19 protein-coding genes and 1 pseudogene are annotated in these 25,823 nt (G+C 65.0%); 11 read left to right on the top strand and 9 right to left on the bottom strand.

All coding sequences use genetic code 11. From position 1 onward, the window contains the following. Positions 1-25: 25 nt before the first annotated feature. The 3 genes from CR918_RS08885 to CR918_RS08875 form a co-directional block, all read right to left on the bottom strand. Positions 26-286 (bottom strand): hypothetical protein, encoded by a 261-nt coding sequence (locus CR918_RS08885; protein WP_099842506.1) that lies wholly within the window; start codon positions 284-286, stop codon positions 26-28. Continuing rightward, entirely contained in the window at positions 283-8,994 is an 8,712-nt protein-coding gene (locus CR918_RS08880; RefSeq protein ID WP_099842505.1) for a glycoside hydrolase family 94 protein, read from the bottom strand. The genes CR918_RS08885 and CR918_RS08880 overlap by 4 nt, the downstream gene beginning before the upstream one ends. Before the next feature lie 224 nt (positions 8,995-9,218). Beyond that, complete coding sequence (locus CR918_RS08875; protein ID WP_080148914.1) at positions 9,219-10,184, bottom strand: AraC family transcriptional regulator; 966 nt, start codon at positions 10,182-10,184, stop codon at positions 9,219-9,221. Positions 10,185-10,287: 103 nt separating this feature from the next. Here CR918_RS08875 and CR918_RS08870 point away from each other — a divergent pair, with 103 nt between their 5' ends. Then, positions 10,288-11,532, top strand: coding sequence for an MFS transporter (locus CR918_RS08870; protein ID WP_133119678.1), 1,245 nt, complete (start codon positions 10,288-10,290; stop codon positions 11,530-11,532). 143 nt (positions 11,533-11,675) lie between these two features. Here the strand turns inward: CR918_RS08870 and CR918_RS08865 are convergent, their stop codons facing one another. Next, positions 11,676-12,569 carry a LysR family transcriptional regulator gene (locus tag CR918_RS08865; RefSeq protein ID WP_099842503.1) on the bottom strand — a complete coding sequence of 298 codons (894 nt, stop codon included), beginning with the start codon at positions 12,567-12,569 and terminating at the stop codon, positions 11,676-11,678. Between the two features lie 109 nt (positions 12,570-12,678). Here CR918_RS08865 and CR918_RS08860 point away from each other — a divergent pair, with 109 nt between their 5' ends. The 5 genes from CR918_RS08860 (at position 12,679) to CR918_RS08840 (ending at position 16,579) form a co-directional block, all read left to right on the top strand. Beyond that, a complete protein-coding gene (locus CR918_RS08860; protein ID WP_099842502.1) occupies positions 12,679-13,737 on the top strand; it encodes an alpha/beta hydrolase in 1,059 nt (352 codons plus the stop codon). Next, entirely contained in the window at positions 13,734-14,936 is a 1,203-nt protein-coding gene (locus CR918_RS08855; protein WP_099842501.1) for an MFS transporter, read from the top strand. Before CR918_RS08860 ends, CR918_RS08855 begins: the two co-directional genes overlap by 4 nt. A gap of 5 nt (positions 14,937-14,941) precedes the next feature. Further along, positions 14,942-15,427 (top strand): cyclophilin-like fold protein, encoded by a 486-nt coding sequence (locus tag CR918_RS08850; protein ID WP_207759523.1) that lies wholly within the window; start codon positions 14,942-14,944, stop codon positions 15,425-15,427. 37 nt (positions 15,428-15,464) lie between these two features. Further along, positions 15,465-16,133: a carboxymuconolactone decarboxylase family protein gene (locus tag CR918_RS08845; RefSeq protein WP_099842500.1), complete on the top strand. Its 669-nt coding sequence runs from the start codon at positions 15,465-15,467 to the stop codon at positions 16,131-16,133. A gap of 68 nt (positions 16,134-16,201) precedes the next feature. Further along, complete coding sequence (locus CR918_RS08840) at positions 16,202-16,579, top strand: putative quinol monooxygenase (RefSeq protein ID WP_088099979.1); 378 nt, start codon at positions 16,202-16,204, stop codon at positions 16,577-16,579. A gap of 92 nt (positions 16,580-16,671) precedes the next feature. Here CR918_RS08840 and CR918_RS08835 read toward each other — a convergent pair whose 3' ends face one another. After that, a complete protein-coding gene (locus CR918_RS08835) occupies positions 16,672-17,844 on the bottom strand; it encodes an acyltransferase family protein (RefSeq protein ID WP_099842499.1) in 1,173 nt (390 codons plus the stop codon). Between the two features lie 223 nt (positions 17,845-18,067). Between CR918_RS08835 and CR918_RS08830 the strand changes: the two genes are divergently transcribed. Both CR918_RS08830 and CR918_RS08825 read left to right on the top strand, forming a co-directional pair. Further along, positions 18,068-18,880 (top strand): LytTR family DNA-binding domain-containing protein, encoded by an 813-nt coding sequence (locus CR918_RS08830; RefSeq protein ID WP_238379071.1) that lies wholly within the window; start codon positions 18,068-18,070, stop codon positions 18,878-18,880. Between the two features lie 79 nt (positions 18,881-18,959). Continuing rightward, on the top strand, positions 18,960-20,147 hold the full coding sequence (locus CR918_RS08825; RefSeq protein ID WP_099842497.1) for a serine hydrolase domain-containing protein: 1,188 nt from the start codon (positions 18,960-18,962) through the stop codon (positions 20,145-20,147). Between the two features lie 12 nt (positions 20,148-20,159). Here CR918_RS08825 and CR918_RS08820 read toward each other — a convergent pair whose 3' ends face one another. The 4 genes from CR918_RS08820 to CR918_RS08805 all read right to left on the bottom strand — a co-directional run bounded on the left by CR918_RS08820 (position 20,160) and on the right by CR918_RS08805 (position 24,288). Further along, entirely contained in the window at positions 20,160-21,761 is a 1,602-nt protein-coding gene (locus tag CR918_RS08820; protein WP_099842496.1) for a phosphoethanolamine transferase, read from the bottom strand. A gap of 112 nt (positions 21,762-21,873) precedes the next feature. After that, complete coding sequence (locus tag CR918_RS08815; protein WP_099842495.1) at positions 21,874-22,266, bottom strand: diacylglycerol kinase; 393 nt, start codon at positions 22,264-22,266, stop codon at positions 21,874-21,876. Between the two features lie 60 nt (positions 22,267-22,326). Continuing rightward, entirely contained in the window at positions 22,327-23,583 is a 1,257-nt protein-coding gene (locus CR918_RS08810) for a sensor histidine kinase (RefSeq protein WP_099842494.1), read from the bottom strand. A 9-nt stretch (positions 23,584-23,592) separates the two neighbouring features. Next, positions 23,593-24,288, bottom strand: coding sequence for a response regulator transcription factor (locus tag CR918_RS08805; protein ID WP_099842493.1), 696 nt, complete (start codon positions 24,286-24,288; stop codon positions 23,593-23,595). Positions 24,289-24,411: 123 nt separating this feature from the next. On the opposite strand from CR918_RS08805, the gene CR918_RS08800 reads away from it, so the two are divergent. The 3 genes and pseudogenes from CR918_RS08800 to CR918_RS08790 all read left to right on the top strand — a co-directional run bounded on the left by CR918_RS08800 (position 24,412) and on the right by CR918_RS08790 (position 25,816). Then, on the top strand, positions 24,412-24,957 hold the full coding sequence (locus CR918_RS08800) for an NADPH-dependent FMN reductase (RefSeq protein ID WP_099842492.1): 546 nt from the start codon (positions 24,412-24,414) through the stop codon (positions 24,955-24,957). Between the two features lie 216 nt (positions 24,958-25,173). Beyond that, positions 25,174-25,335, top strand: a pseudogene (locus tag CR918_RS21405) (helix-turn-helix domain-containing protein); the annotation flags it as partial. A gap of 133 nt (positions 25,336-25,468) precedes the next feature. After that, the gene (locus tag CR918_RS08790) at positions 25,469-25,816 is read left to right on the top strand and encodes an RcnB family protein (RefSeq protein WP_099784082.1); all 348 of its coding nucleotides are present in this window, start codon (positions 25,469-25,471) and stop codon (positions 25,814-25,816) included. Positions 25,817-25,823: the final 7 nt, after the last annotated feature.

Here is a 25,823-nt window from a genome sequence, read left to right as displayed (position 1 = left end):
GCATCGTAACGCAGCGCGCTGGCCATCACTCTCCTGGCGTCCCCGGCGGCAGGCTGTCATCACGCTCGTACCAGGATGGAAGCTCCAGCGCGTGGCCTTTGAGCATGGCCTGGATGCACGCGTGCGCCTGGCCCCTTTCTGCGTGCTGGCATTGGTCCAGAATCTCCGCAGCCAGGGTTTCAAACTGCGGCCAGAACTGCGCTGGATGGCGCGACCGCGCCAACCAGTGCACCAGCATCTCGGCCAGGGCATCAAGCTGCACCTGTATTTCAGGGCGCACGTTCATCCCGGGGCCGCACCCAGATCAAGCGCGACGCGGTAGTGATGGCCGTCGTCGCGCAGCAGGACGGTGAGGTCCGGCTGCAGCACGCCATCCACGTGCAGCGTGGGCTGGTCCTGCGCAGTGCGGGTCACCACGAACTCGTAGAAGCTGCGGCCGAAGCGGTAGCTCAGTTCGAATGACGGCCAGTGATCGGGCAGGCACGGTGCCAACGAAAGACGATCGCCCTGCCGACGTATGCCCAGCAGCGATTCGACCAGCAGGCGATACATCCAACCGGCCGAGCCGGTGTACCACGTCCAGCCGCCTCGCCCGACGTGCGGAGGCACGGCGTAGACGTCGGCTGCCAGCACATAGGGCTCGACGCGGTAGGTCTGGATCGCCTCCGGGTCCAGCGTGTGACTGAGCGGGTTGATCATGCCGGCCAGCTCCCAGGCACGCACCGCATCGCCCTGCTGTGCGAATGCCATGGCCGCCCACACGGCCGCGTGGGTGTACTGGCCGCCATTCTCGCGCACGCCCGGTACGTAGCCACGAATGTAGCCGGGGTCTTCCGGGGTCTGGTCGAAGGGTGGATCGAGCAGCTGGATCAGCTTGGCGTCCTTTCGCACCAGGTGCGTGTACAGCGAATCCAGCGCTTGCGAGGCACGTTCAGGCGCGGCGACGCCTGACAGCACCGACCAGCTCTGCGAAATCGAATCGATGCGGCATTCTTCGTTCTGTGACGAGCCCAATGGCGCGCCGTTGTCGAACCAGGCGCGGCGATACCATGCCCCGTCCCAGGCATGCTGTTCCAGGTTCTGGCGCAGGCTTTCGGCCTGCTGTTGGCACCACTCTGCACGCGGCGCATCGCCATGCGCGTTGGCCAGCCCGATGAAGCGGCGGAGCGTGTCATGCAGGAAGAAGCCGAGCCACACGCTTTCACCGCGCTGCTGGTCGCCGACGCGGTTCATGCCGTCGTTCCAATCCCCGCTGCCCATCAGTGGCAGGCCGCGCTCGCCGAGCAAGCGGCAACCGCGCTCGAGCGCGAGCACGCAGTGCGCATACAGCGTGCCGCGCTGCGTCGAAGGCGTGGGCATGTCGTAATACCCTTCCTCTTCGGGTGTCACCGCGCGCCCCTCGATGTAGCCGACCACTTCGTCCAGCACGCTGGCGTCGCCGGTAACCTCCAGGTAGCGGCATGCACCCTGCGGCAGCCAGAGGTAATCGTCCGAACAGCGGGTGCGCACGCCGCGACCCTGCGGAGGATGCCACCAGTGCATCACATCGCCTTCGGTGAACTGGTGTGCAGCGCATAGCAGCAGGTGCTCGCGGGTCAGGTCCGGGCGAGTGTGTACAAGGGCGAGTGCATCCTGCAGCTGGTCGCGGAAACCGAACGCACCGCCTGATTGATAGTAGCCACTGCGTGCCAGGTAGCGGCAGCCGAGCGTCTGGTAGACCAGCCAGCCGTTGGCCAGTGCGTCCAGCGCCGGGTCTGGCGTGCGCACCTGCACCGTGGCCAGCACGTTGCGCCAGTGGATGCGCACGGCGTCCAGCGCGTCGATGGCCTCATGGGCGCCCTGGCGGCTTCGCGCCAACGCCAGCGTTTCCTTGCGGTTGCGCCCGGCGCCAAGGCGGAACGTCGTTTCGCTGCGGTCGCCTGCAGCCAGCAGCAACGGCACCTGGATCGCCGCGCAGGGATCCAGGCCCGCACCCAGCCGTGAATCCAGGCGCTCGCGACGCAACGCCGCCGGTGCGTGCAGGCTGCCGTTGCGGCCGATGAACTCCAGTCGGTCACAGGTCCAGCCGCAGCCATCGGCATCGGTGTCGAAGAAGGCCATCCGGCCGCCGAAGTCGGTGCTGTAGGTGTTGCGCGCCAGCAGCGCGCCACTCTGCGGGTCACGCTCGGTGAGTACGTGCATGCGCGACTTCGCGCGCAGGTCACCCATCACCCATTCAACGTAGCCGATGGCCGACAACCGCCGTGGCCGGCCCGACAGGTTGTGCAGCCGCAGGACCGAGAACTTCAGCGGCGCGGCGACGTCGACGAAGACCCACAACTCGCTGGCGATGCCGTCTTCTACATGCTCGTAGACCGTGTAGCCGAAGCCATGGCGCGTACGGTACGCGCCGGTGCCACGGCGCGGCAGCGGCATCGGCGACCAGACACGACCGGTGTCCTCGTCGCGCACGTAGAAGGCTTCGCCGCCAGTGTCCGACACCGGGTCATTGAGCCAGGGCGTCAGGCGGAATTCGTGTGCATTCTCGAACCATGTGTAGCCCGGTGCACTCTCGCTGACGACCGTGCCCAGGCGGGCGTTGGCGATCACGTTGGCCCATGGCGCCGGCGTCGGCGCGCCTTCGCGTACCACCACGACGTACTCGCGGCCGTCCTCGCTGAAACTGCCGGTGCCGTTGTCGAATCGGCCGGTGCCGCGGTAGGGAAGGAAAGGCCACGGGTCGTCCACTTCTTCGTCGTGCTCGGCGCTCGGCGGCAGTCCGGGCTCCGGGCCCAGGTCGGCAACGATGGGCGGCCCGGGCGTCGCCTCCATCGACAGGGCCAGCTCCTGCTGCAGCGCCTGCGGCACCAGGGCCGGGATCCGTCGCGGAGGCAACGGCTGACGCCCCACCTGCGCGACCAACGTACCGTCTTCGTCGCTGATGACCGCCCGTGCCACCGCCTGCAACAGAATGCGGTCCTCGTGGGTCATGTTCTGCACCGGCCGCACGAAAATACCGCCGGGGCGGTCGAGCAGGCCGGTCTCCGAACTGGCGGCCACCATCCCCAGAATCTGGTCCTGCAGCTCCTGCCGATAGCCGGCCTTGCTGTCGTTCCAGATGACCAGGTCGGTGTTGAGACCCTTCTGGCGCCAGTAGGCATGCGCCTGCACCAGTTGCCGGACCAGTTCCACGTTGTCCGCGTCGGTGACCTTCAGCAGCACGATGGGCAGGTCACCGGAGATGGCATGGCCCCACAGCCCGGATTGTCCTCGCTGGTTCTGCTGCAGGACGCCTGCACCGGCGCGCAGCAGCGGACCGGCATACAGCACGTGGCTGGCCAGGCGCTCGTACAGCGATGCCTCGGCCTGGCTTGCGTTGATCTGCCGGCGCACCACCTGGCTGTGTGTCCAGGCCAGGTCGAAGACGCGGTCGGCCAGGCGGCGATCACGGTATTTGTCCACCAGTGCTTCGCAACCGCCGCGACTGGCGCCGATGCCATACACCATGTCCAGCTGTACGGTCTGCTCGGGCTCAAGCACCACGCGGACGCGGATGGCCACGATCGGGTCCAGCACCGAGCCATCGGTGCCTGACAGGTCGGCATCGGCGGTCAATGCCTGCGGCGTCCGCGGCGTGTTGCCACGGCCCAGGAAGCGCGCACGGTCGGTTTCGTAGGAGATCGCCACCACCTCCGCATCGTGCACCGCCACCAGATGGAACATCCACGGCGGCACCTCATCGTTCGAACGTGGCCGGCGCGTGCACAGCACCGCCTGCTTGGCGGCCAGGATCTCGCTCTGCACGAAGAGGTTGCTGAAGGCCGGGTGCGCATCGTCGGCCGCGGCGGGTGCCAGCACCACTTCGGCATAGGTGGTGATCTCCACCGTGCGCGGGCGACGGCTGCGGTTGGTCAGGCGCAGGCGCCTGAGCTCGATGTCGTCCTCGGCGGAGATGGCGACCTGCAGGTGGCTCTCGCAGCCGCGGCGCACACCGCGGAATTCCGCCTTGGCGTCAGAGAAGATCGCCTCGTAATTGTCCACTGCCACGCAGGTGGGCTGGTAGGCGGCAGACCAGAACTCGCCGCTGTCCACGTCGCGCAGATAGCAGAACGTGCCCCATGCATCGGTGGTGCCGTCCTCGCGCCAGCGGGTAAGCGACAGGTCGCCGTGGCGGCTGTAGCCGCCGCCGGCATGGGTCAGCATGCCGTGGTAGCGACCGTTGGACAGCAGCTGCACTTCCGGGCGCGGGCCACCCGGGTCGCGCAGGACGCGCAGGGACGTCTCGTGCTCGGCCAGTGCCGAGTGCTCGCCAAGCGCTTCGACCTCATGGGGATGGAACACGCCCACGCGCGGGATGCGTTCCTGCAGCAGCAGCAAGGTGGCCTGGAACTCGACATCGGCAAGGAAGCGGCGCTGCATCGGCTGGTCGCGCAACAGGTAATCCAGCGACAGCAGGCCCATGCCCTGATGGTGGGCCATGAACGAACGCAACAGGACGTGATCCTGTCCCGGCGGCACCCGGGTGGGCGTGTAGTCGATCGCCTCGTACATGCCGAAACGCCCGCAGAAGCCCAGTTCTTGCAGCGCCTGGAGGTTCTGGCAGGCCGCTTCCGGCGCCACCATCAGTGCCATCATGCTGGCATAGGGCGCGATGACCCGATCCTGCCCAAGGCCGCGCTTGAGACCCAGTCCGGGCACGCCGAACGCCCGGTACTGGTAGTTCAGGCGGGCATCGACGGCGTTGTAGCCGGACTCGGACACGCCCCATGGCAGGTTCAGCGTACGCCCGTAGACGATCTGCGCCTCGACCGCGTGCCGTGCGGTCTGGTCCAGCAACGTGTCCGGATAGCTGGGCATCACCAGCTGCGGCATGAGGTACTCGAACATCGAGCCACTCCATGACAGCAGTGTCGGCGTACCGTTGACCTCGGTGAGCATGCGGCCGAGCGCAAACCAGCTTTCCTGTGCCAGCTGGCCCTGCGCAATGGCAACGAACGCGCCCAGCCGCGCTTCGGAAGCCAGCAGGTCGTAGAAGCTGTTGTCGAGGCGGTGGTCGTCTACGTTGTAGCCGATCGAAAGCAGGTTGCGGGTACGGTAGAACAGGAACCCGTATTCCATCAGCGAGAACTGCCCGGCGCGGTGCGCCAGGTCCTGCAGCTGCTCGATGCGCGCGCGCGCGTCCGCGCCGGCCGTGCCGGGCAGGGCGGCCAACTGACGCAGGCTTGGCACCGGTGCATCGACGGCCACGTTGGCATCGGCAGGGATATCGGCAAGCGAGGCATGGGCGGCATGGCATTCGGCGGCGAACAGGGCCGGCCAATGCAGCTCACCGTCCTCGGGCGAGGCCGGTGCCGGCCATTGCAGCAGCACGGCGTCGGCCCGACCGGCCAGTTCCTGCAGACGGGCCAGCGACTGCGCCGTCCCGACGGGGCGGTCGACACGCGTAGACGCCAGACGCTGGCGAAGATGATTGAGCGCCTCGACCAGCGACGCATCGTCGGCGCGATGACGCTGCCGCTCCTCTTCCAGAACACCCAGCGTATCGGCCAGGCCATCGAACGTGTGCGGCGCCAGCACCGGCGCGTCCACCAGCGCGAGCAGGCCTTGGCGCAGGGTAAGCAGGTGGCCGGCAAGGTTGCCGCTGTCGACGGTGGAGACGTAGCGCGGCGGCAGCGGCGCCAGGGTTTCGGTGTCGTACCAGTTCAGGAAGTGGCCGCGATGGCGCGGCAGCTGGTCCAGCGTATCGAACGTGCGGGCGGTACGTTCAGCCACCGCGCCCTGCTGCAGATAGCCGAAATCCCACGCAGACAGATTCGCCAGCAGGGACAGGCCGATGTTGGTCGGCGAGGTCCGCCGCGCGACCACCAGCGCAGGATGCTCCTGGATGTTGTCCGGCGGCAGCCAATGGTCCTGCTCGCGCACCCAGGCCTGGAAGAAGGACCAGGTGCGCCGCGCCAGCCGGCCCAGGAACGCCCGTTGCGTGACCGACAACTCGGCCACGCTTGCCGCCGGCGGGCGGCCCAGCCACGCCATCAATGCCGGCGCAAAGGTCCATGCCAACAGCAGCGGCAGGGCGATCGGCAATGCCTGCGGACGCACGCCGGCCACCACAGCCACCAGCGCGAGCGCCAGCAGCGAGGCCGGCGCCATCACCCGCCATTCCGCGCCACGGTCGCTGCCAAGGCGGCGCTCGACTTCGCTGGAGGGATTCCATTGCAGCAGGTGACGGCGTGTGACGGCCATGCGCCAGAGCGTGCGCAGCACGGCGTCACTGGCCAGCAGTGCTTCGTAGGGCAGGCACGCAATCTGGGTGGATGCGCGCAGCAACGACTGCAACGTACCGCGCCCGACCTTGATGTAATGCGCTTCCAGCGGCGTGTCTTCCGGAACGCTCAGGCCATCACGCAGCATGCCTATCAGCGGCGGCGCGAACCACAGCGCCAGCACCCACGCGGTCCACGCAGCAGGGTTTCGCGCATACAGCCAACCGGCTACCAACAACGCAAGGGCAGCGATCGGCACCACGCTCCGGCGCAGGTTGTCCAGCAACTTGCCGCGCGAGAGCAGGCTGAGCCGGTTGCGTTCCCAACCCGGGCCCGGGCGCGGTGTCCACGGCAACAACCACGGCAGCAGCTGCCAGTCGCCACGGATCCAGCGCGCACGGCGCTTGGCGTCGGCGGCGTAGCGCTCGGGATAGTCCTCGTACAGGCGCACATCACTGACCAGGCCTGCGCGTGCATAGCAGCCTTCCAGCAGATCGTGGCTGAGGATGCGGTTCTCGGGCAGGCGGCCCTCCAGCGCATGCTCGAAGGCGTCGACGTCATAGATGCCCTTGCCCACGAACGAGCCTTCGTCGAACAGGTCCTGGTAGACGTCGGAAACCATGCGCGTGTACGGATCGATGCCGGGCTCGCTGCCGAACATCCTGGCAAAACGCGAGGTGCGGCGCCTGCCCAGGCTGGTGCCGACGCTGGGCTGCAGGATGCCGTAGCCCTCCACCACGCGTTGCAGCTGCGGATCGAAGCGCGGGCGGTTGAGCGGGTGCGCCAAGGTGGCGACGAACGCGCGTGCCGCATCCCGCGGAAGCTGCGTGTCCGAGTCCAGCGTGATGACGTAACGGACGCCGATCAGGGCCGCCGCGTCTCCGACGATGCGCATGAACGCCGCCGCATCGCCTTGGCGGAGCAGGGCATTGAGCGCGGCCAGCTTGCCGCGCTTGCGCTCGTGGCCCATCCACACACCTTCGCCCGGGTTCCATTGCCTGGGCCGGTGCAGCAGGTAGAAGCGGTCGCCGCGCTCGGGCGCGTAACGATGGTTCAGTTCCTCGATCCGTGCCACGGCGTGCGCAAGCAGAGCGTCGTCCATCGGCGCCTGTGCTGCTGGCGCGTCGAGAAAATCCGTCAACAACACGAAGCGCAGCTGGGGATCGCGGTTGGCCAGGAAACGCACCTCCAGCGCTTCGACCAGAACGTCGATGCCGTCGACGCTGGACAGCATCGAGGGGACCGCGACCACGGTGGCGCACGCGGCAGGAATGCCTTCGCTGAAATCAAGCTTGGGAAGCGGCCTGGGGGCGACCAGCACCGTCGCGGTCCAGTTCACCAGCACGATGCCGAGTTCACTGAATACCAGCAGCCCGAGCAGCGCGGCCAGCCAGACAGGTACCGAGCCGCTGCCGGTTGCCAGCAGGCCGCTGGTCGCCAGCACCGCCAGCAGGCCGATCGGCAGCAGGTACAGCGCAAGCGGCACGCGATGCGCCAGTCGCCGTGCCTTGCGGTGGCGCGGTGCTGCCTCGGCCACCGCCGCAACAGTGGTCTGCAGGCCTTCGCCGACCAGCCAGTAGCCCACGTGCGTGCGTGGGCCGTCCGCCGGCGTAGCCGCCCGTGCCAGGTCCAGGGCGATGGTCGCAACGCGCTCTTCGGCGATGCGGCTGCCGCGGGCAATCTTCTCCACCACGTGGCGGTAGGCATCGCGGGTGCCGAAATCCATCTGCGCATAGACGCCCATGGGGTCTTCCCGCAGCCGCTGCTCGACCACACTCATGTCTTCGACAAAGGTGCGCCAATCCATGGTGGAGAGGAAACGCAGGCTGCCGATGCTGTTGCCGATGGAGACCTGGTCGGCCGCCTGCTGCTGCCCCTCGGCGGCAACCAGTTCGTCGATGCGCTGCCCAGCCGCTGCCGCCCACTGTTCCAGCCACGCGATGGGCATGGCCCACGCGCCGCCGCGCCCCTGCAGCGAGCGCGTCAGCTCGGCGATGAACGCGCCGGTCAGCGGCGGCGCGGATCGCGCCATGTCGGCAACCACCAGGACCACATCGGTAGGGGTGTCGGACGCCGCGCGATTGAGCTGGTCGGCCCACTGCGCAGCCAGGCGGCGGTCGGTCCCATCGCGCATCACCCGCGCGGCCATGCGCCGCAGGTTCTCCAGCAGCGCCAGGCGCAGCATGATCGGAACGGCCCACAGTTCGCCCAGGCTCAGCGGCGCGAGCGACTGGTACGAGGCGATGAAGCGGCCCAGCGTATCGGCGTCAATGCGGCCGTCACCGTGCGCGATCGCCTGCATCGACAGCTCATACACCCGTGGCAACCCGGCCGATGGGCCGGAGGCAAGTGAAGGAAGCTGGCGGCTGTAGCCGCGCGGCAGGTGGCGTCGCGCGGTCTGGATCTGTTCTTCGACCAGGTAGTAGTTGTCGAGCAGCCATTCCCCCGCCGGGGTGACCGGCCGCTGTTCGCGCACCACGCTGCTCAGCAGCGTGTTGGCGTCTTCCAGCACGCGCTCGTTGGCCTGCAGTCGTTCGAGCAGGCGCTCCGGGCTGGGTCGCAACCGCACGCGATGCTGTCGCGCAAGTGCGCGGCCGTACTCCTCCATCTGTTCAACGTTGTACAGCGCGGCACGCAGTGGGCCCTCGGTGGCCTCGATGGCCGGGGCCGAGGCCTGGTGCTCACGCCAGCGCCAACGCACACGACGACGCAGGCGCAGCCAGCGGCCAAAAAGACGACGAAGGTGGGGCATAGGTTACCGATGGGGGCAGGGCGCGTCCTGCATGGTTGCATTGCAGGGGCCGTGGTAACTGTGAAGGCCGGGCCCGGTTGGCGTGGTCGCCGCTCAATGCGGTCTGATCCTGAGGCGACCCGCAGTCAGCAAGGCAAGGGTAGTGCCGGCCGCTGGCCGGCAACGCGCCATCCATCGCGCTCCTCGACTACGATGGATGCCGAGCCTGCTCGGCGCACTTCTTTCTATGTTGAGGCCAAGGCGCGCCCGCGCCGGGTCGCCCCAGGCGAGTGCCCGATGACGCGCTTGTAGGCGCGACTGAAAGCGGCCTGCGACGCGTAGCCGAGGCGCTCTGCCACTACCTCGATCGGTAGGCTCTGGTGGGTCAGCCATTGACTTGCCAATTGCATCCGCAGCTCAGTCACGTACCGCAGGGGTGCGGTTCCAATAACGGTCTGGAACCGATCTGCAAAGACAGAGCGTGAGATGTTGGATTCTGCGGCCAGCGCTTCGACGGTCCAGTCACGCCCGGGGTCTCTGTGCAGGGCAAGCAACGACAGCGATAGACGCGGGTCGCGCATGGCCATGACCAGGCCGGATGCGCCGTCGCAACCGCGCTCGACCCAGTCACGAACGATCATGGCGGCCACTGCATCCGCCAGCCGGGAGAGTATTCCTGCATATCCGATACGTCCGGAGCAGACCTCGCGCTTCATCGCGTCGACCATGGGCAACAGCCCAGGGAACTGCGTGCCGTTGCCATCGGCCAACATTACCGCCGGCATCACCTTGCTCAACCCTTGCATGCCGCCCAGATCGAACACCATGCAGCCGTGGAAGAGCACTGCGCTCGGCACGGCGTGCGTGCTCGGGCACGTGTCTATGCCGCTCACCGCGTCACCCAGCGGAGCTGCGTCTATCGTTTCCAGGCACTGGACGGGGTGGTCGTCGCCCGACAGCAACGCGTGTCCTTCTCCGCGGGGAAGAAGCACGACATCCCCGGCAGATAGGCGGTGTTGGCTACCGTCCGCGCCACGAAGAATGGCAGTGCCCACTGCCAGGTAATGGAAGTAGGCATGGCCTGGCTTCGGAGAAAATCCAAGCCCAAAGGTCGGCCCGGTCTGAATGCGTCGGTATTGAACGCCATGCAGCCGCATGCCGGTCAGCAGCTCGCTGATCAGGTCGGTGGGCTGGGATGGAGCGTGGCTCATGAGACGACCCGGGGTTTCGATCAAAAATACAGGTCAGGCAATCATAGATCATCCGGATGTAGCTCCCTAGACTCTCGGCTGCACGATTGCACTGGGATCTTTGATGAGTAATGACGTAGCTGATGCCGCAGACGCACCTGATTCTGTGGCCTGGAGTAGCGGGGAATCTTCTTCGTCGGCATGGGTAGCGGTGTTTTCGCTGGCCATGGGTGTCTTCGGGCTGCTCACGGCCGAATATCTGCCTGCCAGCCTGCTGACGCCGATGGCGGCGGACCTGGGGGTGTCGGAGGCGCTGGCTGGTCAAGCAGTGACGGTCACCGCTGTAGTGGCCCTGTTCGCTGGCCTGCTGGTGCCGCGGCTGACCCGTTCGATAGACCGGCGCTTGGTGCTGTTGAGTTTCACTGGTCTGATGATTCTCTCCAACGCCCTGGTGGCATTGTCGTCCAGCATGGGCCTCCTGCTGGTGATGCGCGTCCTTCTGGGCATCGCGCTGGGCGGTTCCTGGAGCATGGCAGCAGCCGTGGCCATGCGGTTGGTGCCGCCGCAGCGCGTGCCTCGCGCGCTTTCCATAATCTTCAGCGGCATTGCGGTCGGCACCGTGGTTTCCGTTCCTTTGGGGAGCTATCTCGGTGGTCTGCTGGGCTGGCGCAGCGCCTTCTGGGCTGCGACGGCGGTAGGTGGACTCACGTTCGCGTTCCAGTGGTTCACGCTGCCCCGAATGGCCCCGCGCAAGGCGGCAGTCCCAGAGTCGGTGGTGGGGCTCCTGCGCCGGCCAGGCGTTGCGGTCGGCATGCTGGGCTGCGTTCTGGCGCACACCGGTCAGTACTCGCTCTTTACGTACATCCGCCCAACGCTGGAGAGCCTGGGGCAGATGAGCGCGGATGGCCTGGCGCTGATTCTGCTGGGATTCGGTGTGGCGAATTTCGTTGGCACCCTGCTGGCCGGCTGGCTCATGGAGCGCAGCTTGAAAGTCACGTTGGTGATCATGCCCGCCTTGGTTGGCGCAGCCGCGCTGGGCATGCTCCTGTTGCCGGTGGGCGTTGGCGGGCTGTCGGTCCTGGTCGCGCTCTGGGGCCTGGCCTTTGGTGGCGTGCCCGTTGCCTGGTCGAGCTGGGTTGCACGTGCGATGCCCGATCAGGCCGAGAGTGCCGGTGGGATGGTGGTCGCTGCTGTGCAGTCTTCCATCGCTGCGGGTGCCGCTTTGGGCGGCCTGGTGTTCGGGTTCGGGGGCATTGTTGCCGTGCTCACCGTTGCTGCGGCGGTGATGCTCATCGCGAGCCTGCTCATTGCGTTCCGTGTCAGGGTGAGTTCGGCGACCTTGTCGGCCGGTCCGGCGTTTCACATCTAGCCGGCATCTGTCCTGAGCGTCCTACTGGGTATCAAGCCGGTGATCGACCGGGTGTTTTCGTGCGCTGAAGTACCTGAGGCGTTCAGCCGGCGTGGGCAATGCGGGCCGCGCTGATCTTGTCGGCCCTGGTGTCGCCCCGGACCTCAGGCATCTCGCCTCAGCCAGGCCACCAGCGCCGAAAATGCCGGCGAGGGCTGCCGACGGTTCGGGTAATACAGGTGATAACCGGGGAAAGGCAAGCACCACTTGTCCAGCACGGCAACCAGCCGCCCCTCGGCAATGTGGTCGGCCACCATCGGCTCGGGCGCATACGCCAGGCCCAGTCCATCCAGTGCGGCATTGATGACGTGGATCATGCTGTTGAACACCAGTGGCCCATCACCGCGCACGGTGAATTCCTTGCCCTTCTCTTCGAACTCCCATGCATAGATGGCGCCGTTCGGGCGATGCCGGATGTGCACGCAGCGATGTTGCGTGATATCGGCAGGCTTCCTTGGCTTGGCGTGCCTCTCGAAGTAGTCGGGGGATCCAACCACCACCAGGCGCCAATCCGGTCCGACCCTGACCGCGATCATGTCCTTGCTGAGCGCCTCACCCAGCCGGATGCCGGCGTCGAAGCGCTGTTCAACCACATTGGTGAAGCCGTAATCGACGTAGAACTCAAGTGTGATGTCCGGATACTCGGCGAGGAACCCGGCAAGGCGAGGGCGGACGATGGTCTCCATGGAATCGTCCGTACAGGAGATACGAAGAGTTCCGGCCGGGCGGTCGCGCAGATCCCCCAGTGCCTCGACGCTGGCGACGATGGCCTCGAAATGCGGTGCAACGGAGCGCATCAGGCGCTCGCCCGCCTCGGTCAGGGAGACGTTGCGCGTGGTCCGGGCCAGCAGGCGGATCCCCAGGCGATCTTCCAGCAGCCGCATGGAATGGCTGAGCGCTGAGGGCGTAACACCGAGGCGTACAGCTGCCCTGGTGAAGCTCTGCTCCTGTGCCACTACCAGGAAGGCTTGCAGATCATTGGTCTTCACGCCGTTCATGGGCCAATTGTGAGCGCAACTCAATAATGCATCAACTTTCAGCTGGCTTATCGCGGTAGCGGGCGGCGCCTATCGTGGCGACCTGAGTCCCCACTGAGGCCGTCCGCACATGAAACCCTCCACGCTACTGCTGGCACTGATCGCCAGCCATTTCGTTCCGCAGTCGGCCTTGTCCGCTGAGGCGCCGGCGGCCACACGAACCGCCGGCGCCGACAATTTCTACAGAAGCGCCAGCGTAAAAGGCGAGCGCGTCAGCTTCCGCAACCAGTACCAGATGGAAGTGGTCGGGACGCTGTACCGGCCTCAGGCCCTGACGCATGGCGGCCGCGCACCCGCCGTGGTGGTCGGACACCCGATGGGCGCGGTGAAGGAGCAGAGCTCACAGCTGTATGCGCAGAAGCTGGCTGAGCAGGGTTTCGTTACGTTGGCGATCGATCTTTCCTTCTGGGGAGAGAGCGCGGGTACCCCGCGGCACCTGGTGTCGCCTGAAATCTATTCGGACGACGTCAGCGCGGCGGTTGACTTCCTGAGCACGCAGTCGTTCGTGGATCCGCAGCGGATTGGTGGCCTGGGTATCTGTGGCAGTGGCAGTTTCGTGATCAGCGCAGCCAAGATCGACCCGCGCATCAAGGCAATCGCTACGGTCAGCATGTATGACATGGGGGCCGCCGCGCGCCAAGGGCTGAACCACGCGCAATCGCTGGAGCAGCGCAGACAGATGATCAAGGCCGCAACGGACCAGCGTCTGGTCGAGTTCAACGGTGGGCCGGCAGTCCATGTACCTGGCACCGTGAACAAGCTCGAGGCCGATGCGTCCGAAGTGCAGCGCGAGTTCTTTGATTTCTACCGCACGTCGCGTGGCGCTTACACTGCCGAAGGCGAGCGCAGCGACTTGACCACCCAGCCGCTGTTCAGCAGCTTGGTCAAGTTCGTCAATTTCTACCCCTTCAACGATATCGAGACCATCTCGCCCAGACCGATGCTGTTCATCTCTGGCGACCACGCCCACTCGCGTGAGTTCAGCGAGGACGCGTACCGCAGGGCGGGGCAGCCGAAGGAGCTCTACTGGGTGAAGGATGCCGGTCATGTAGACCTGTATGACCGCACCGACCTGATTCCCTTCGCAAGGTTGGCGACGTTCTTCCAGCAAGGCCTGGCTGGGAAATGAGCAGCAACGACGCGACGGCCGACCGGGCCAACTGGGGCGGGGTGCTGGCAATGACGCTGTGCGTGTTCGCACTGATCGCCTCTGAATTCATGCCGGTGAGCCTGCTTACGCCCTTGGCGGCTGACCTTGGCGTGAGCGAAGGGCTGGCCGGGTATGGGATTGCCATCTCTGGTGCCTTCGCCGTGCTGACCAGCCTGTCGATCTCCCGCTTGGCCGGGAGCATCAACCGGAAGACAGTGCTGCTGACGCTCACCGCATTGATGGCGGTATCCGGCGTGGTGGTGGCATTGGCTCCCAGCTACCCGATCTACATGATGGGCCGGGCATTGATCGGCGTGGTGATCGGTGGCTTCTGGTCCTTGTCTGCGGCCACGGCCATGCGGCTGGTGCCAGCAGCGCAGGTGCCGCGAGCACTGGCAATCTTCAATGGCGGCAACGCGCTGGCAACGGTAGTGGCTGCCCCCTTGGGCAGCTACCTTGGCGGCGTGATCGGATGGCGTGGGACATTCCTGTGCCTCCTGCCTGTGGCCGCCATCGCGCTTGCATGGCAGTGGCTGTGTCTTCCTTCCATGGCCGCAGAACGACGGCAATCCCGGGGCGGGGTGCTGGCCCTGTTGCGGCGGCGGGTGGTGATGTTGGGAATGGCGGCGTGCGGCATCTTCTTCATGGGGCAGTTTGCCTTGTTCACCTATGTGCGCCCGTTCCTGGAAAAGGTCACGGGTGCAGGGGAATCCGCCGTTCCGCTGGTGCTGCTGGCCATTGGTGCAAGCGGCGTTGTCGGCACGCTCGCGATCGGGGCATTCATCAGGCGTGGTCTTTATCGCACACTGGTGGCCGTCCCGATCCTGATGGCGGTGATTGCCGCGGCGCTCGTGGCGCTGGGCCCTCAACTCTGGCCGACGGCCGTACTGTTTTCGGTATGGGGGCTGCTGGCCACGGCTGCGCCGGTGGGTTGGTGGAGCTGGCTGGCACGCACGTTCACCAACAACGCTGAAGCGGGCGGCGGGCTGATGGTAGCGGTGGTGCAGTGCTCGATCGCGCTGGGTTCCAGCCTTGGCGGCGTGCTGTTGGACAGTGTTGGTTTCGCCTGCACATTCCTGGCCAGTGCGGGCTTGCTGCTGTTCGCGGCATTGCTCGCCTATGTCACGGCCGCCGATGCTGCGTCCGCATCCGGCTCGGCGGTCGCCGTAGAGGCATGAGGCTGATGAGGCGCGCGACAAGGATCATTGGGCAGCTGCTTTCGCTTTGCCTTGCCTTCGCGGCGGTGTCCGCATGCTCTGCCGAGCAGAAGCATCACACCGTCGCGCCCATGAAAAACGCATCCAACCCGGAGGTGCCCTCAGTGAAGGTTCGACTGATCATCAACAACCAGACGTTGTCGGCCACGCTGGAGGACAGCGTCCCTGCACGCGAATTCGCCGCACAGTTGCCGATTACGCTGCAGCTTGAGGACCATGCAGCTACGGAGAAGATCGCGCAGCTCCCGTACGGTCTCAGCATCGCCGGCGAACCGGATGGGTTCACGCCAGTGGCCGGCGATATCGCCTTCTACGCGCCGTGGGGAAATCTGGCGCTCTTCCACAGGCCGTTCCGTTACTCGAAGGGTTTGGTGCGGTTGGGCCGCATCCAGGGGGACTTACAGGCGCTTCGCGCGGAGGGACCAGTGGAAGCGCGGATCGAGTTCGAGTAGACGTCTGGCTACGTCCCCTGCACACGAAGGAGCAGCTATGAACAGCAAGTACAGCCGGTTCTCTGTCACCGGGCTGGATGCCCACCAGCAAGCCATCATTCCAATCAGCGCCTGCGCAGCGGCGGGCAACATGAGTGCCCTTGATCAGGCGTTGAATCAAGGTCTGGACGCGGGGCTGAGCGTGGCAGTGGTGCGCGAGATCCTCGTGCAGGTCTATGCCTATGCAGGTTTCCCACGGAGCCTGAACGCGTTGAGCGAACTGATGAGGGTGGCGCAGGCACGCAGGCAGCGGGGCATCCAGGATGAAGCTGGCCGCGAGCCGGGCAGGCCGATCCCCAAAGGAGACGCACTGCTCGCCGCAGGCACGGCCAATCAGACCAGGCTGGCTGGCGGCCCGGTCTCAGGGCCTTTGTTCGATTTCGCACCCCAGGCAAATGAGTACCTGCGTACGCATCTGTTTGGCGACATCTTCGAGCGCGACAACCTTGATTGGCAAATCCGCGAGTTGGCCACGGTCAGCATGCTGGCTGCCATGTCCGGGGTGGAGCCGCAGTTGCAGTCTCACATTGGCATCAGCATGAACATAGGGCTGCGCCCAGAGCAGCTGTACGCGCTGGCTGCTGTTCTCGAAGCGCGCTTCGGCCTGGAGGCCGCGGAGCGTGTTCGTGTCGGTATTCAATGCCAGCTGGACGTTCGGCACGAATGATGTTCAGACGGGAGATTCCGTCGCATGGCCCGCGCATTGGAGGATTGAATGAAAAATTGGAGGATTGAATGAAAAAGATGATCATCGGCACGTTGATCAGCATGCTGGCAGGACCCTTCAGTGTTGGAGCGCAGGAGGTACAGATGACAAGGCTCTCGAAGATCACCGTCAATGCAGACCATCTGCCCGCCTATCGAGACGCCTTGGCTGAGGAGGTTCGCGCTTCAATGGAGCTGGAACCCGGCGTGCTGTCGTTGTATGCGGTCTTTGACAAGGAAGATCCGACCCGGCTGACAATCCTTGAAATCTATGCGAGCCGACAGGCTTACGAACAGCATGTGAAGAGCTCGCATTTCCTCAAGTACAAAAGCGGGACGCTGCACATGGTCAAGTCACTGGAACTGGTTGATGTTGATCCTCTTCTGCCGGAGTTGAAGATCAAATAGCCGCCGGGTGGCTGGTGGACCGAAAGACTCCCCGGGAACATTGAGTCGACGCCTCAAGGCCATCCGGCTTTCGCCATGGCCCCGCCAGGCATTCAGTGCACGCTCGATTTCAGTCCAAACAGGGGCCGCAGCCAGCGGGAACGTCGGATCAGCAGTTCGTGCAGCAGCAGGCAACCGCCTACCGTGCCGAGCAGCACCAGCGCCGGCTCCATCCAAGGCCCAAGCTGCATCGGCTTCAGCCAGAACAACACGGCGATCATCAGGCTCTGATGCAGGACATACCAAGGGTAGATGGCCTCCGTGCAGTACGGCAGCCAAGGGAAGGGGCGATCCAGACAGTGCTTGCCCCATCCGAGCAGGGTCAGCAGCATTCCCCACGAGTACACCACCTCGCAGTACTGCGACTGCAGGCGCCAGAAAGGTTCCGGCCACTGGCGCAGTGGCGATGCCGGAGGCAACCAGCGCCCGAGCGCTTCCAGGAACAGGTACCACGCAACAGCACCCAGTACCGTGGCCAGTGTTGCCCAGCGAAGCGCCTCGACCCGTTCCCAGAAGCGCGGCTCACGGCCGAGCAGGTAACCGGCAAGGAACACCGTCCCATACTTGGCATGTTGATGGACATCGTCCACCAGGGTGTTGGTGGCAGGGTACGACGGGGCGAGCCACCCCAGCCACAGCAGCAACAGCAGCGCCGGAAGCCCGGTCAGCATCCAGCCCGGGGCGTTGGCAAACTGCCGGCTGGCCGATCGCAATGGCGCCGAATCCAGCACCGGCAGGGCGATGGCCAGAATCGTCGTATACACCCAGAGATAGGCCAGGTACCACAGATGGTTCCAGGTGATGCCGAAGCGATCACCGGCGAAACTGCCTTCCGGCCATGGGCGCACCTGCCAGTAGCGCAGCAGGAATTCCCAGAATCCGGGCGCGACCATGCCTCTGCTCACACCCTCGCAGTACGGCTGGATGGGCACGACCACGAACATGCCAAAGGCGAGTGGCAGCAACAGCCTCCATGTCCTCTTCAGAATGAAGCGACCGCGTTGCAGTCGGTTTCGTGTCAGCGCAATGGCCACCCCGGAAATCAGAAACAACAGTGACATGCGCCAGCCGTTGAGCAGGCGCATGGGCCATTGAAGTGCGTCGGTCGTGAAGTTGCCCTTGAGATGAAAGCCCCATTCGCCCACGTACGCCATGGCGGTGTGGTAGAGGATCAGCAGGGCGAAGGCGATGATGCGAAGAGCATCGATATCGTGGCGGCGCGTCATGATGGTTCTGGTGGAGGCAAGATCGGGCCAATGTGCGGCACGTGGCCGGCAGCGCCAGCGGCGAAGGGATGGCCCGCTGCCGGAAAGTGACCAATGGCGGGGTTCGTGGGACGGATGGCGCGGCTAGAATTGCCACCTTGTCGCGTTATGCGCCGTTCTGTGTGACCACCACCCCATGCCTGTCCCTTCCTCCCCACGCTTGCCCCTGGCCTCCCGTCTGCTGATGTGGGCAGGGATCCTGCTGGTGGTGGCCGTGGCCAATGCCGTGGTGGAAGTCATGGACGCACAGCGCCGTGGCGATGTACTTGCGCTGTGGGAACCGCTGGTCTGGGAGCTGAGCAGCGTCGGTGTGATCCTGGCCTGCCTGCCGATGCTGTGGTGGGGCTGCAGGCGCTGGCCCCTGCACATCGACACCTGGAAGCGGCGCCTGCCGCTGTACCTGCTGGCCAGCATGGGATGGTCGTTGCTGCATGTGCTGGGCATGATGGCGTTGCGCAAGGTCACCTACCTTGGGCTTGGTACAACGTATGTGGATGGCTCCAGCTGGGCGTCACGGCTGCTGTATGAGTACCTGAAGGACGTGCGGGTCTTCTTCAGTTTCGTGGCGCTGGAGCATTTCCTGAGCTGGTTCGGCCGCCGTCGTCAGGGCGAAGCCCATCTGTTGGCAGCGCCGGAAGATGGTCCGCCAGTCGAGCCTGTTCAACGGCCCCAGAATTTCCTGGTGCGCAAGTTGGGCAAGGAATTCCTGGTGGCCACCGAGGAGGTGGAGTACGCCCAGGCCTCCGGCAACTATGTGAACCTGCGCGTGCGCGGATGTGACTATCCGCTGCGCATGACGATGGCCGCACTGGAGGAGCGCCTTGATCCTTCCGTTTTCCTGCGCTGCCACCGCAGTTGGCTCATCAACCGGCGTCATCTGCGCTCGATCGAACCTGCCGATGGCGGTGAAGCCCTGCTGCACATGGCCGATGGTGCACGGGTACCGTGCAGCCGCCGCCAGTTGCCAACGCTGCGGCAAGCACTTGGAGGAGGGTGATGGATGAAGCATGACTTCATGCACTGCAGATTGACTACAAATGTAGTCATTATCTCTGTGTCCATTGAAGGATCCTGCCATGAGAGCACCTCTGCTTGCCTGCCTGTTCTTCCTGGCGCTACGCCCGTTTGCGGCCGCAGCCAACACGCCTGATGCCTTGGCAGCGATAGAGCGGAATGCCCGCAACGCGCATTCCGACGCGGTCTACATTGAAAGCGGGCGCGGGGTGCTGCTGCGGATCGCGCCGGCAGCCGGTGAAGACCGCATCCACCTGATGTCGGCGACCAAGTCCGTCGTCGCCCTGGCCATCGGGCTGCTGCTCGATGACGGCAAGCTCGCATCCATCGACGAACCGGTCAGCACGGTGTACCCGGAATGGCGCCAGGGCAGGAAGCGTGACATCACGATCCGGATGTTGATGGACCACACCTCCGGCCTGCAGAACGCGGCCAACGCGGGGGTGGAACTGGAGGGCGCGCCGGATCTGGTGAAGCTGGCGCTGGCGGCCGAGGTGTCCAGCGATCCAGGCACCACCTTCGCCTACAACAACAAGGCGACCAATCTTCTGCCGGACATCGTGCAGCGGCTTGCCGGCAAGCCACTGGATGTCTATCTGGACGAACGGTTGTTCAAGCCGCTTGGCATCACCGCCCATGCATGGATGAAGGACCAGGCCGGGACGCCCATGGGCATGGCCGGGCTGTCGCTGTCGGCGGTTGATCTTGCAGCGATCGGACGATTGATGCTGGACGGCGGCGTCACCCCGGGCGGCAAGCGGTTGCTGAGCGAACGCTCGGTAGCGTTGATGACCGCCGAAAGCGCGCGTTCCCCCGACGTCGGCCTGTTGTGGTGGCGCATCCCCGCATGGGAGCACTACCGATTGAAGGCCGGTGCAGCCACGCTTCTGAGCGCTCGCAGCATGGATGCCGTGATGCTGGACGCGCTGCTGGCCGCCGACGGCCAGGTATTTGACAGCAAGTTAGCGCTGATCAGCTTCCTGGCCGAACGGCTGGGACCCAGCTGGCCACAGCGCTACGCTGCGGAAATCACTGGGCGTGGACTGAAGCTCGGCGACATCTTCGACATCGACCGAGGGCCGGTAGCGGCATACGCCGCCAACGGCTATCTCGGCCAGCACCTGGTCATTGTTCCCGACAAGGGCGTGGTGGCGGTAAGGCAGATTCAACGGCGGGAGAGCCACAGCGCCCCGCTCGACGATTACGCCGCGTTTCCCATGGATGTACTGCGGTTGGCAGAGACGCTGTGACCGGCCAGCACGCTAGGGAATGCGGCAGCCCGCGAACACATCCAGTCCCGGCTGGTAGATACCGCTGCTGATAGCGAACAGTCCCAGCAGGGAATGGAAGAGATTGTCGTGGCTGTAGGATCCGGTGCCCGCAGCATGGCGCAGGCAGGCCAGATCAAGGCGGGCATGGGTTGCAAAGCCCGGGGAGAACCACATCACCATCGGCACCTGGGTCTGCTCGCGTGGCGCTATGAAGTAGGGCGTTCCGTGCAGATACAGGCCGCGCTCGCCAAGCGACTCGCCGTGATCGGAGACATAGATCAGTGCAACGTCACGCTGCTCCGAATAGGTCTGCAGCAGGTCGATGGCCTTGCCCAGCAGCCGGTCGGTATAGACCAGCGTATTGTCGTAGGTGTTGGTCAGCGCTTCGTTGCTGCACTTCTGTATCTGGTTGCTGTCGCAGGTAGGGCTGAATGCCCTGGAGTCGGCGGGATAGCGTTCAAAGTAGGTGGGGCCATGGCTGCCCAGCTGGTGCAGCACGATCAGACCATCACCCTGCATGGCCGCGATGCGCGTGTCCAGCTGGTGCAGCAGGATCTCGTCATGGCAGGTGCCGTCCTTGTTCACGCACAACCCAGGCACCTTCAGCGGCGGCATGTCGTCGGTGGGAATGCGGTTGCACACGCCCTTGCAGCCACCGTTGTTGTTGTCGCGCCAGAGCACGCTGGCGCCGGTGCGCTGCAGGATGTCCAGCACGTTCTCTTCCGATGCCGCAGCGACGCCCTCGTACTGCGACCGCGGCATCTGCGAGAACATGCACGGCAGTGACACCGCCGTTGATGTGCCGCAGGATGCAACGTCCCGGAAGCTGATGACGCCGTCCTTGCGTGACAATTGCGGGTTGGTTGGGCGCGGATAGCCGTTGAGCTGGAAGTTCTTTGCACGTGCCGTCTCGCCGGCCACCAGGATGACCAGGCGTGGGCGCTCGCCGGGCGCGCGCGCGGCGTCTTCGCCGATCGTGCGCAGCGGCTGTGCCTTGGCGCTGTAGCTGCTCCGGAGGTAGCCATAGGTGTGACGAAGGACGTTCATCGGCAGCACCTGCTCGCGGATGTAGCGGTTGTTGCGGAGCAGCGACGAATACTCCTTGTAGAACGCCAGGCTTACCGCTGCCAGCACCATCAGCGTCGCCAGCACGTTCCCCAACCACACCAGCGCCGCCCGCAAAGGGCGCCCGCTGTTTCCACTGCGCATGATCAGCAGAACGCATGTGGGCAGCGCGCCCAGCAGCAGCACCGTCAACAGCAACGGCAGCGACAGGTAGGAGGTCATTTCAGCCTGGTTGGTCTCCAGTGCGTTCTGCACCATGTCGCGGTCGATCAGTACGTTGTAATGCAGCATGAAGTAGGTGCACGCGGCGCTGACGAAAACCAGCAACGCCAGCACCGGTTTGCGCACATAGGGAAGCATGCCGATGGGCGTGAACAGCAGATTGAACAGGCACAGCAGCAGCACCGGAAGGCTGCAGAAGAACAAAGCGCTGCGCAGATCATGGATGTCGATGAGAGACCAGAGCGTCTTCCAGAGAGCGATGTTTCCCAGCGTGGTGAAGAACAATGCCGTGCACCAGACAAGCATGATCGGATGTTGCGGGACAGACCTGAAGCATGAACGCACGTGCAGAATCCGCTGAGCCAGAAGTGCGCGCAGTATCTGGACGCGTTCATCAGGAAGTTGTCAGGTTCGTTGCTCATCCCAACAGGACCACGGCCCACACCGTAGCCACCATCAGCAGGGCCGTGCTCTGTGCGGCGCTGCCCATGTCCTTGGCGTTCTTGGAAAGTGGATGGTGTTCCAGAGAGATGCGATCCACCACCGCTTCGATGGCCGAGTTGAGCAGCTCCACCAGCAGGCTGACGAAGCAGACCATCAGCATCAGGGCGCGCTCGCTGCGGCTGACGTCCAGCAGGAGCGCGACGGTTGCCAGCGCGCCATGCAGCAACAGCAGCTGCCGGAACGCGGCCTCACCCTTGAATGTCGCGACGAAACCGTCGCGGGAATGGATCACGGTATGCAGGATGCGGCGCAGACCGGTCTTGCCGTGCGCGTACTTGCCGTTGCCCTTGGGTTGCCCTGGCTGCATTTCGTACCTGCCTTCATGAAGAGATCCGGCAAGGGTGGAAGGGGCAATGTCAGGAAGCTGTCAGGTATCGGCTGCGGCTGGGCGCATCTGCAGGGTGAAGCAGCAGCCTTGCACCGAGGTATCGACCGTCATCTGCCAGCCAAGATGCTCGACCACGCGCTGCACGATGGACAGGCCCAGACCTTCGCCACTCTGCCGGGCGCTGGTCACGAAGCGGTGGAACTGCTGCGCGTCGATGCTGGACGGCAGCCCCGGGCCGGTATCGGCAACCCGCAGCGTGGTGCCACGCAGTTCCACCCGTACCTCGCCTTCCTCCGTGTACTGGCACGCATTGCGCAGCAGGTTCCAGATCACGCTCTGTGCCAGCACGTCATTGGTCAGCAGCTGCTCGTCCTGCGCCGCATCAAGGGTCAGCCGCACCGGCTTTCCTGCCAGCCACGGCACGCATCGCGCCATGCATTCCTCGATCACCGGTCGCAGCAGGAGGTTGCTGCGTGGCACCGTCCTGGGGTCGCGGGAAAGCAGCAGCAGGCAGGTCAGCTGGCGCTGCATTTCCTGCGTGGTCCGCACAATGCGCTCGGCACTGGCCAGCAGCCGGCTGTCGGCCGGCAGCTGGTGCAGCAGCGTTTCGGCGGCGCCACCGATGATCGCCAGTGGTGTGCGCAGTTCATGGCTGGCGTCGCCAGCGAAGCACTGTTCACGCTGCAGGAACTGCTCAAGTTCGTCGCTGTGCTGGGCAAAGGCGCGCGCCAGAACGCCGATCTCGTCGCGCGCGTCCTGGAAGGGAAAGGGCTTGTGCTTGTTCTGCACGGCATCAGCCAGGCGCGTAATGGGCGCGATGACGTGGGCCGACGTCCGGCGACCAATCCAGAACGCACAGAGCACGCAGGTTAGGATCACCAGCGCAGCAAAGGCGTTGATCAGGTGCTCGAGGTAGGCGTAGTGATCACCGTGCTGCAGCAGGTAGTAGCGCTGCCCGCTGCTTTCGAAGACCCGAAGGTGCCATTCGTTCGGTGCGGCTTCACCGTGGTAACCCAGCCCGTACCGGCGCAGCACCTGCGGAACCGTATGCGGATCAAACAGCTGGCTGCCTTCCGGCAGGTCCGGTTGCACGCCTTGGGCCAAGGCCACCTGCAGCCTGCGGACCTCCCGGTCCTGGCTCATCGAAACCACGGAGGCCCTTACTTCGTCATAGTCCACCAGTTCGACCAGTACGATGAAGCCCATGGCACCGGCCATCAGCAACACGAACGCAACGGTGATGCGCGTTCTCAGGGTCAAGCTTCGATAGAGGGACTTCAGCGAGCGGGCATTCATGGGTGGCGACTATTCCGCATGTGCTGGCGCCGGCGTGCCCAGGCGCCAGCCGACACTGTGCACGGTAGCAATGAGTGCAGGGTCGAACGGCCTGTCCACCTGAAGGCGCAGCTCATGGATATGCGTACGTAGTGCGCCGCTCTCCGGCGGCTCGTCGCCCCATATCAGGTACTCCATCTCCTGCTTGCGCACCACCGCCGGCGCGGCCCGCATCAGGCACATCAGCAGCTTGTGCGTGGTCGGTGTCAGGTTGAGGGCCTGGCCCTGGCGCCATGCCTGTGGCGAACGGGTGTCGACCCGAAGCTCCGCCCAGGCCAGCACACTCTGCACCTGCCGACCCTGGGCGCGGCGGACCAGCGCCTTGATGCGCGCGTCCAGCTCCTTCAGGGAAAAGGGCTTGACCAGGTAATCATCCGCACCCAGCGCGAGCCCCTGCACGCGGTCTTCCACCGGATCACGGGCGGTCAGCATCAGGATCGGCACCGGGTTCTGGAACTTCTCGCGGAGTGTCTGGCACAGCGCCATGCCATCAAGGCGGGGCAGCATCAGGTCCAGCAGGATGGCATCGTAATCATGCTGCGTTGCCCTGCGCAGGCCGCTGGCACCATCCCGTGCATCGTCAAGTACGTAGCCCAGTGGCTCGAAGAACGCGTAAAGGTTGGCAACCAGCTCGGGGTTGTCTTCAATGATGAGCAGTCGTGTCATGGGCTACGTGCATCCGTGCATGAGCAGCGGACTTTGGACGATCACCTGGGGTTTGCCAAGTGCGGGGAGGTGCTGCAGGCCATCGCCGGGCGCGGCGACAGGCGCCTGTGGTAGCGTGCCAGGATGAAGATCCTTGCCATATCCGGTAGTGCACGCCGGCTGTCCACCAACACCGCATTGCTGAGGGCGCTGGAAGAAATCGCGCCGCCGGATATCGCGCTGACGGCCTGCGCCGACCTCGGCGGACTTCCCGTTTTCTCTCCCGACCTTGAAGATCTGCCCTTGCATGACAGCGTCGTGCGCTTCAAGCAATGCATTGAAGCCAGCGATGGCATCCTGATTTCAAGCCCCGAGTACGCAAGAGGCATTCCCGGCGGCCTGAAGAACGCCATGGATTGGCTGGTATCGGGCGACCTCGTGGTTGCAAAGCCCATCGCCCTGGTGCACGCCTCCCATCGCGGCGACGACATGCTCGCGTCTCTCCGGCTTGTGCTGTCGACCATCAGTTCCCGCTTCAACGAGGAACTGTTCCTGCGCTTTCCTTTCATGAAGATGGAGCCGGAGGCCATTGCCAGTGCTGTAAGACAACCGGTCAATCGCGCGCCGGCAGAGGCCTTTCTTCAGGAATTCGCCCGCTACTGCGGCCGACCGCAGGGTGATCGCGCATGATCGATAGCGCGGCCTGCTGACAAGGGCGTTCTGGACAAGCACCGTGCGTCCGCAAGGCCCGGCCATGCGCTTGCGGCGTCAGCGGGTCACAGGGGTGCAGATGGGAATAGCCTGCAGCTTCCACGAACTGCGGCAGCGTCCACAGCTGGCCATTGGGTCCCCAGCGCCTGCAGACGCTGTACATGTCGCCGGCAATGATGGCGCCCGCCGCAGCAGCTCATCCAGTCGGTGCGCTTGAACCGGGCGCGGCTGATGCTGGAAAGCGGCAGGCTTTCGGTGGAAGAAGTGGCCACGCAGGTGGGCTTGGGCGATTCTGCGACACTCAGGCGATTGCTGCGCCGCCGATTGGGCCTGACTTCCACCCGGATTCGAGGGTGAGGGCGCCGCATTGCTGACTGCGGGTTTGTGGGCGCCCATCGGGTCCGATCGGGGTGCACGGATTCATTCACAGGTGCTGCCCTATATTCCGGGTCACAACGCCGCATACCGCGGCTGGACCGGGAGTATCCCCATGAAAACCGGACGTTTGCTTGGCATTGCCCTGGGTGCGGCAGTCACCCTGGTGGCCGTCCCCGCCTGGGCCGATCCGCCGCACCATGCACGTGGCAACGGACCGCCGCCCCACGCAGGCGGCCCCCACAACCGCGACGCACCGCCGCCGGGCTGGCAGAAAAAGGCATGGCGCCGCGGTGACCGCTTGCCCTGGGCCGAAGTTGACCGCCGCTACTGGGTGGACGACTACGCGCATTACCGTCTGCGCGATCCCGGCCGCGGTCAGCGGTGGGTGCGGCAGTCGGATACGGAATACCTGCTGGTGGAGATCGCCACCGGCGTGATCATCGACGCCTTGCGTCGCTAGGGATTCC

This window comes from Stenotrophomonas indicatrix (genome assembly GCF_002750975.1).
In the GTDB taxonomy this organism is placed as follows: domain Bacteria; phylum Pseudomonadota; class Gammaproteobacteria; order Xanthomonadales; family Xanthomonadaceae; genus Stenotrophomonas; species Stenotrophomonas indicatrix.
Note: the sequence above shows the minus strand (reverse complement) of the source record. Positions and strands in the feature narration are given on the sequence as shown.

Coding starts and splice junctions, on each gene's coding strand:
- CR918_RS08790 (WP_099784082.1), top strand. CDS start 25,469: ATGAAAACCGGACGTTTGCTTGGCATTGCCCTGGGTGCGGCAGTCACC.
- CR918_RS08855 (WP_099842501.1), top strand. CDS start 13,734: ATGAGCAGCAACGACGCGACGGCCGACCGGGCCAACTGGGGCGGGGTG.
- CR918_RS08880 (WP_099842505.1), bottom strand. CDS start 8,994: ATGCCCCACCTTCGTCGTCTTTTTGGCCGCTGGCTGCGCCTGCGTCGT.
- CR918_RS08805 (WP_099842493.1), bottom strand. CDS start 24,288: ATGACACGACTGCTCATCATTGAAGACAACCCCGAGCTGGTTGCCAAC.
- CR918_RS08830 (WP_238379071.1), top strand. CDS start 18,068: ATGTGGGCAGGGATCCTGCTGGTGGTGGCCGTGGCCAATGCCGTGGTG.
- CR918_RS08845 (WP_099842500.1), top strand. CDS start 15,465: ATGAACAGCAAGTACAGCCGGTTCTCTGTCACCGGGCTGGATGCCCAC.
- CR918_RS08870 (WP_133119678.1), top strand. CDS start 10,288: ATGAGTAATGACGTAGCTGATGCCGCAGACGCACCTGATTCTGTGGCC.
- CR918_RS08840 (WP_088099979.1), top strand. CDS start 16,202: ATGAAAAAGATGATCATCGGCACGTTGATCAGCATGCTGGCAGGACCC.
- CR918_RS08820 (WP_099842496.1), bottom strand. CDS start 21,761: ATGCTTGTCTGGTGCACGGCATTGTTCTTCACCACGCTGGGAAACATC.
- CR918_RS08865 (WP_099842503.1), bottom strand. CDS start 12,569: ATGAACGGCGTGAAGACCAATGATCTGCAAGCCTTCCTGGTAGTGGCA.
- CR918_RS08860 (WP_099842502.1), top strand. CDS start 12,679: ATGAAACCCTCCACGCTACTGCTGGCACTGATCGCCAGCCATTTCGTT.
- CR918_RS08875 (WP_080148914.1), bottom strand. CDS start 10,184: ATGAGCCACGCTCCATCCCAGCCCACCGACCTGATCAGCGAGCTGCTG.
- CR918_RS08800 (WP_099842492.1), top strand. CDS start 24,412: ATGAAGATCCTTGCCATATCCGGTAGTGCACGCCGGCTGTCCACCAAC.
- CR918_RS08885 (WP_099842506.1), bottom strand. CDS start 286: ATGAACGTGCGCCCTGAAATACAGGTGCAGCTTGATGCCCTGGCCGAG.
- CR918_RS08835 (WP_099842499.1), bottom strand. CDS start 17,844: ATGACGCGCCGCCACGATATCGATGCTCTTCGCATCATCGCCTTCGCC.
- CR918_RS08810 (WP_099842494.1), bottom strand. CDS start 23,583: ATGAATGCCCGCTCGCTGAAGTCCCTCTATCGAAGCTTGACCCTGAGA.
- CR918_RS08815 (WP_099842495.1), bottom strand. CDS start 22,266: ATGCAGCCAGGGCAACCCAAGGGCAACGGCAAGTACGCGCACGGCAAG.
- CR918_RS08850 (WP_207759523.1), top strand. CDS start 14,942: ATGAGGCGCGCGACAAGGATCATTGGGCAGCTGCTTTCGCTTTGCCTT.
- CR918_RS08825 (WP_099842497.1), top strand. CDS start 18,960: ATGAGAGCACCTCTGCTTGCCTGCCTGTTCTTCCTGGCGCTACGCCCG.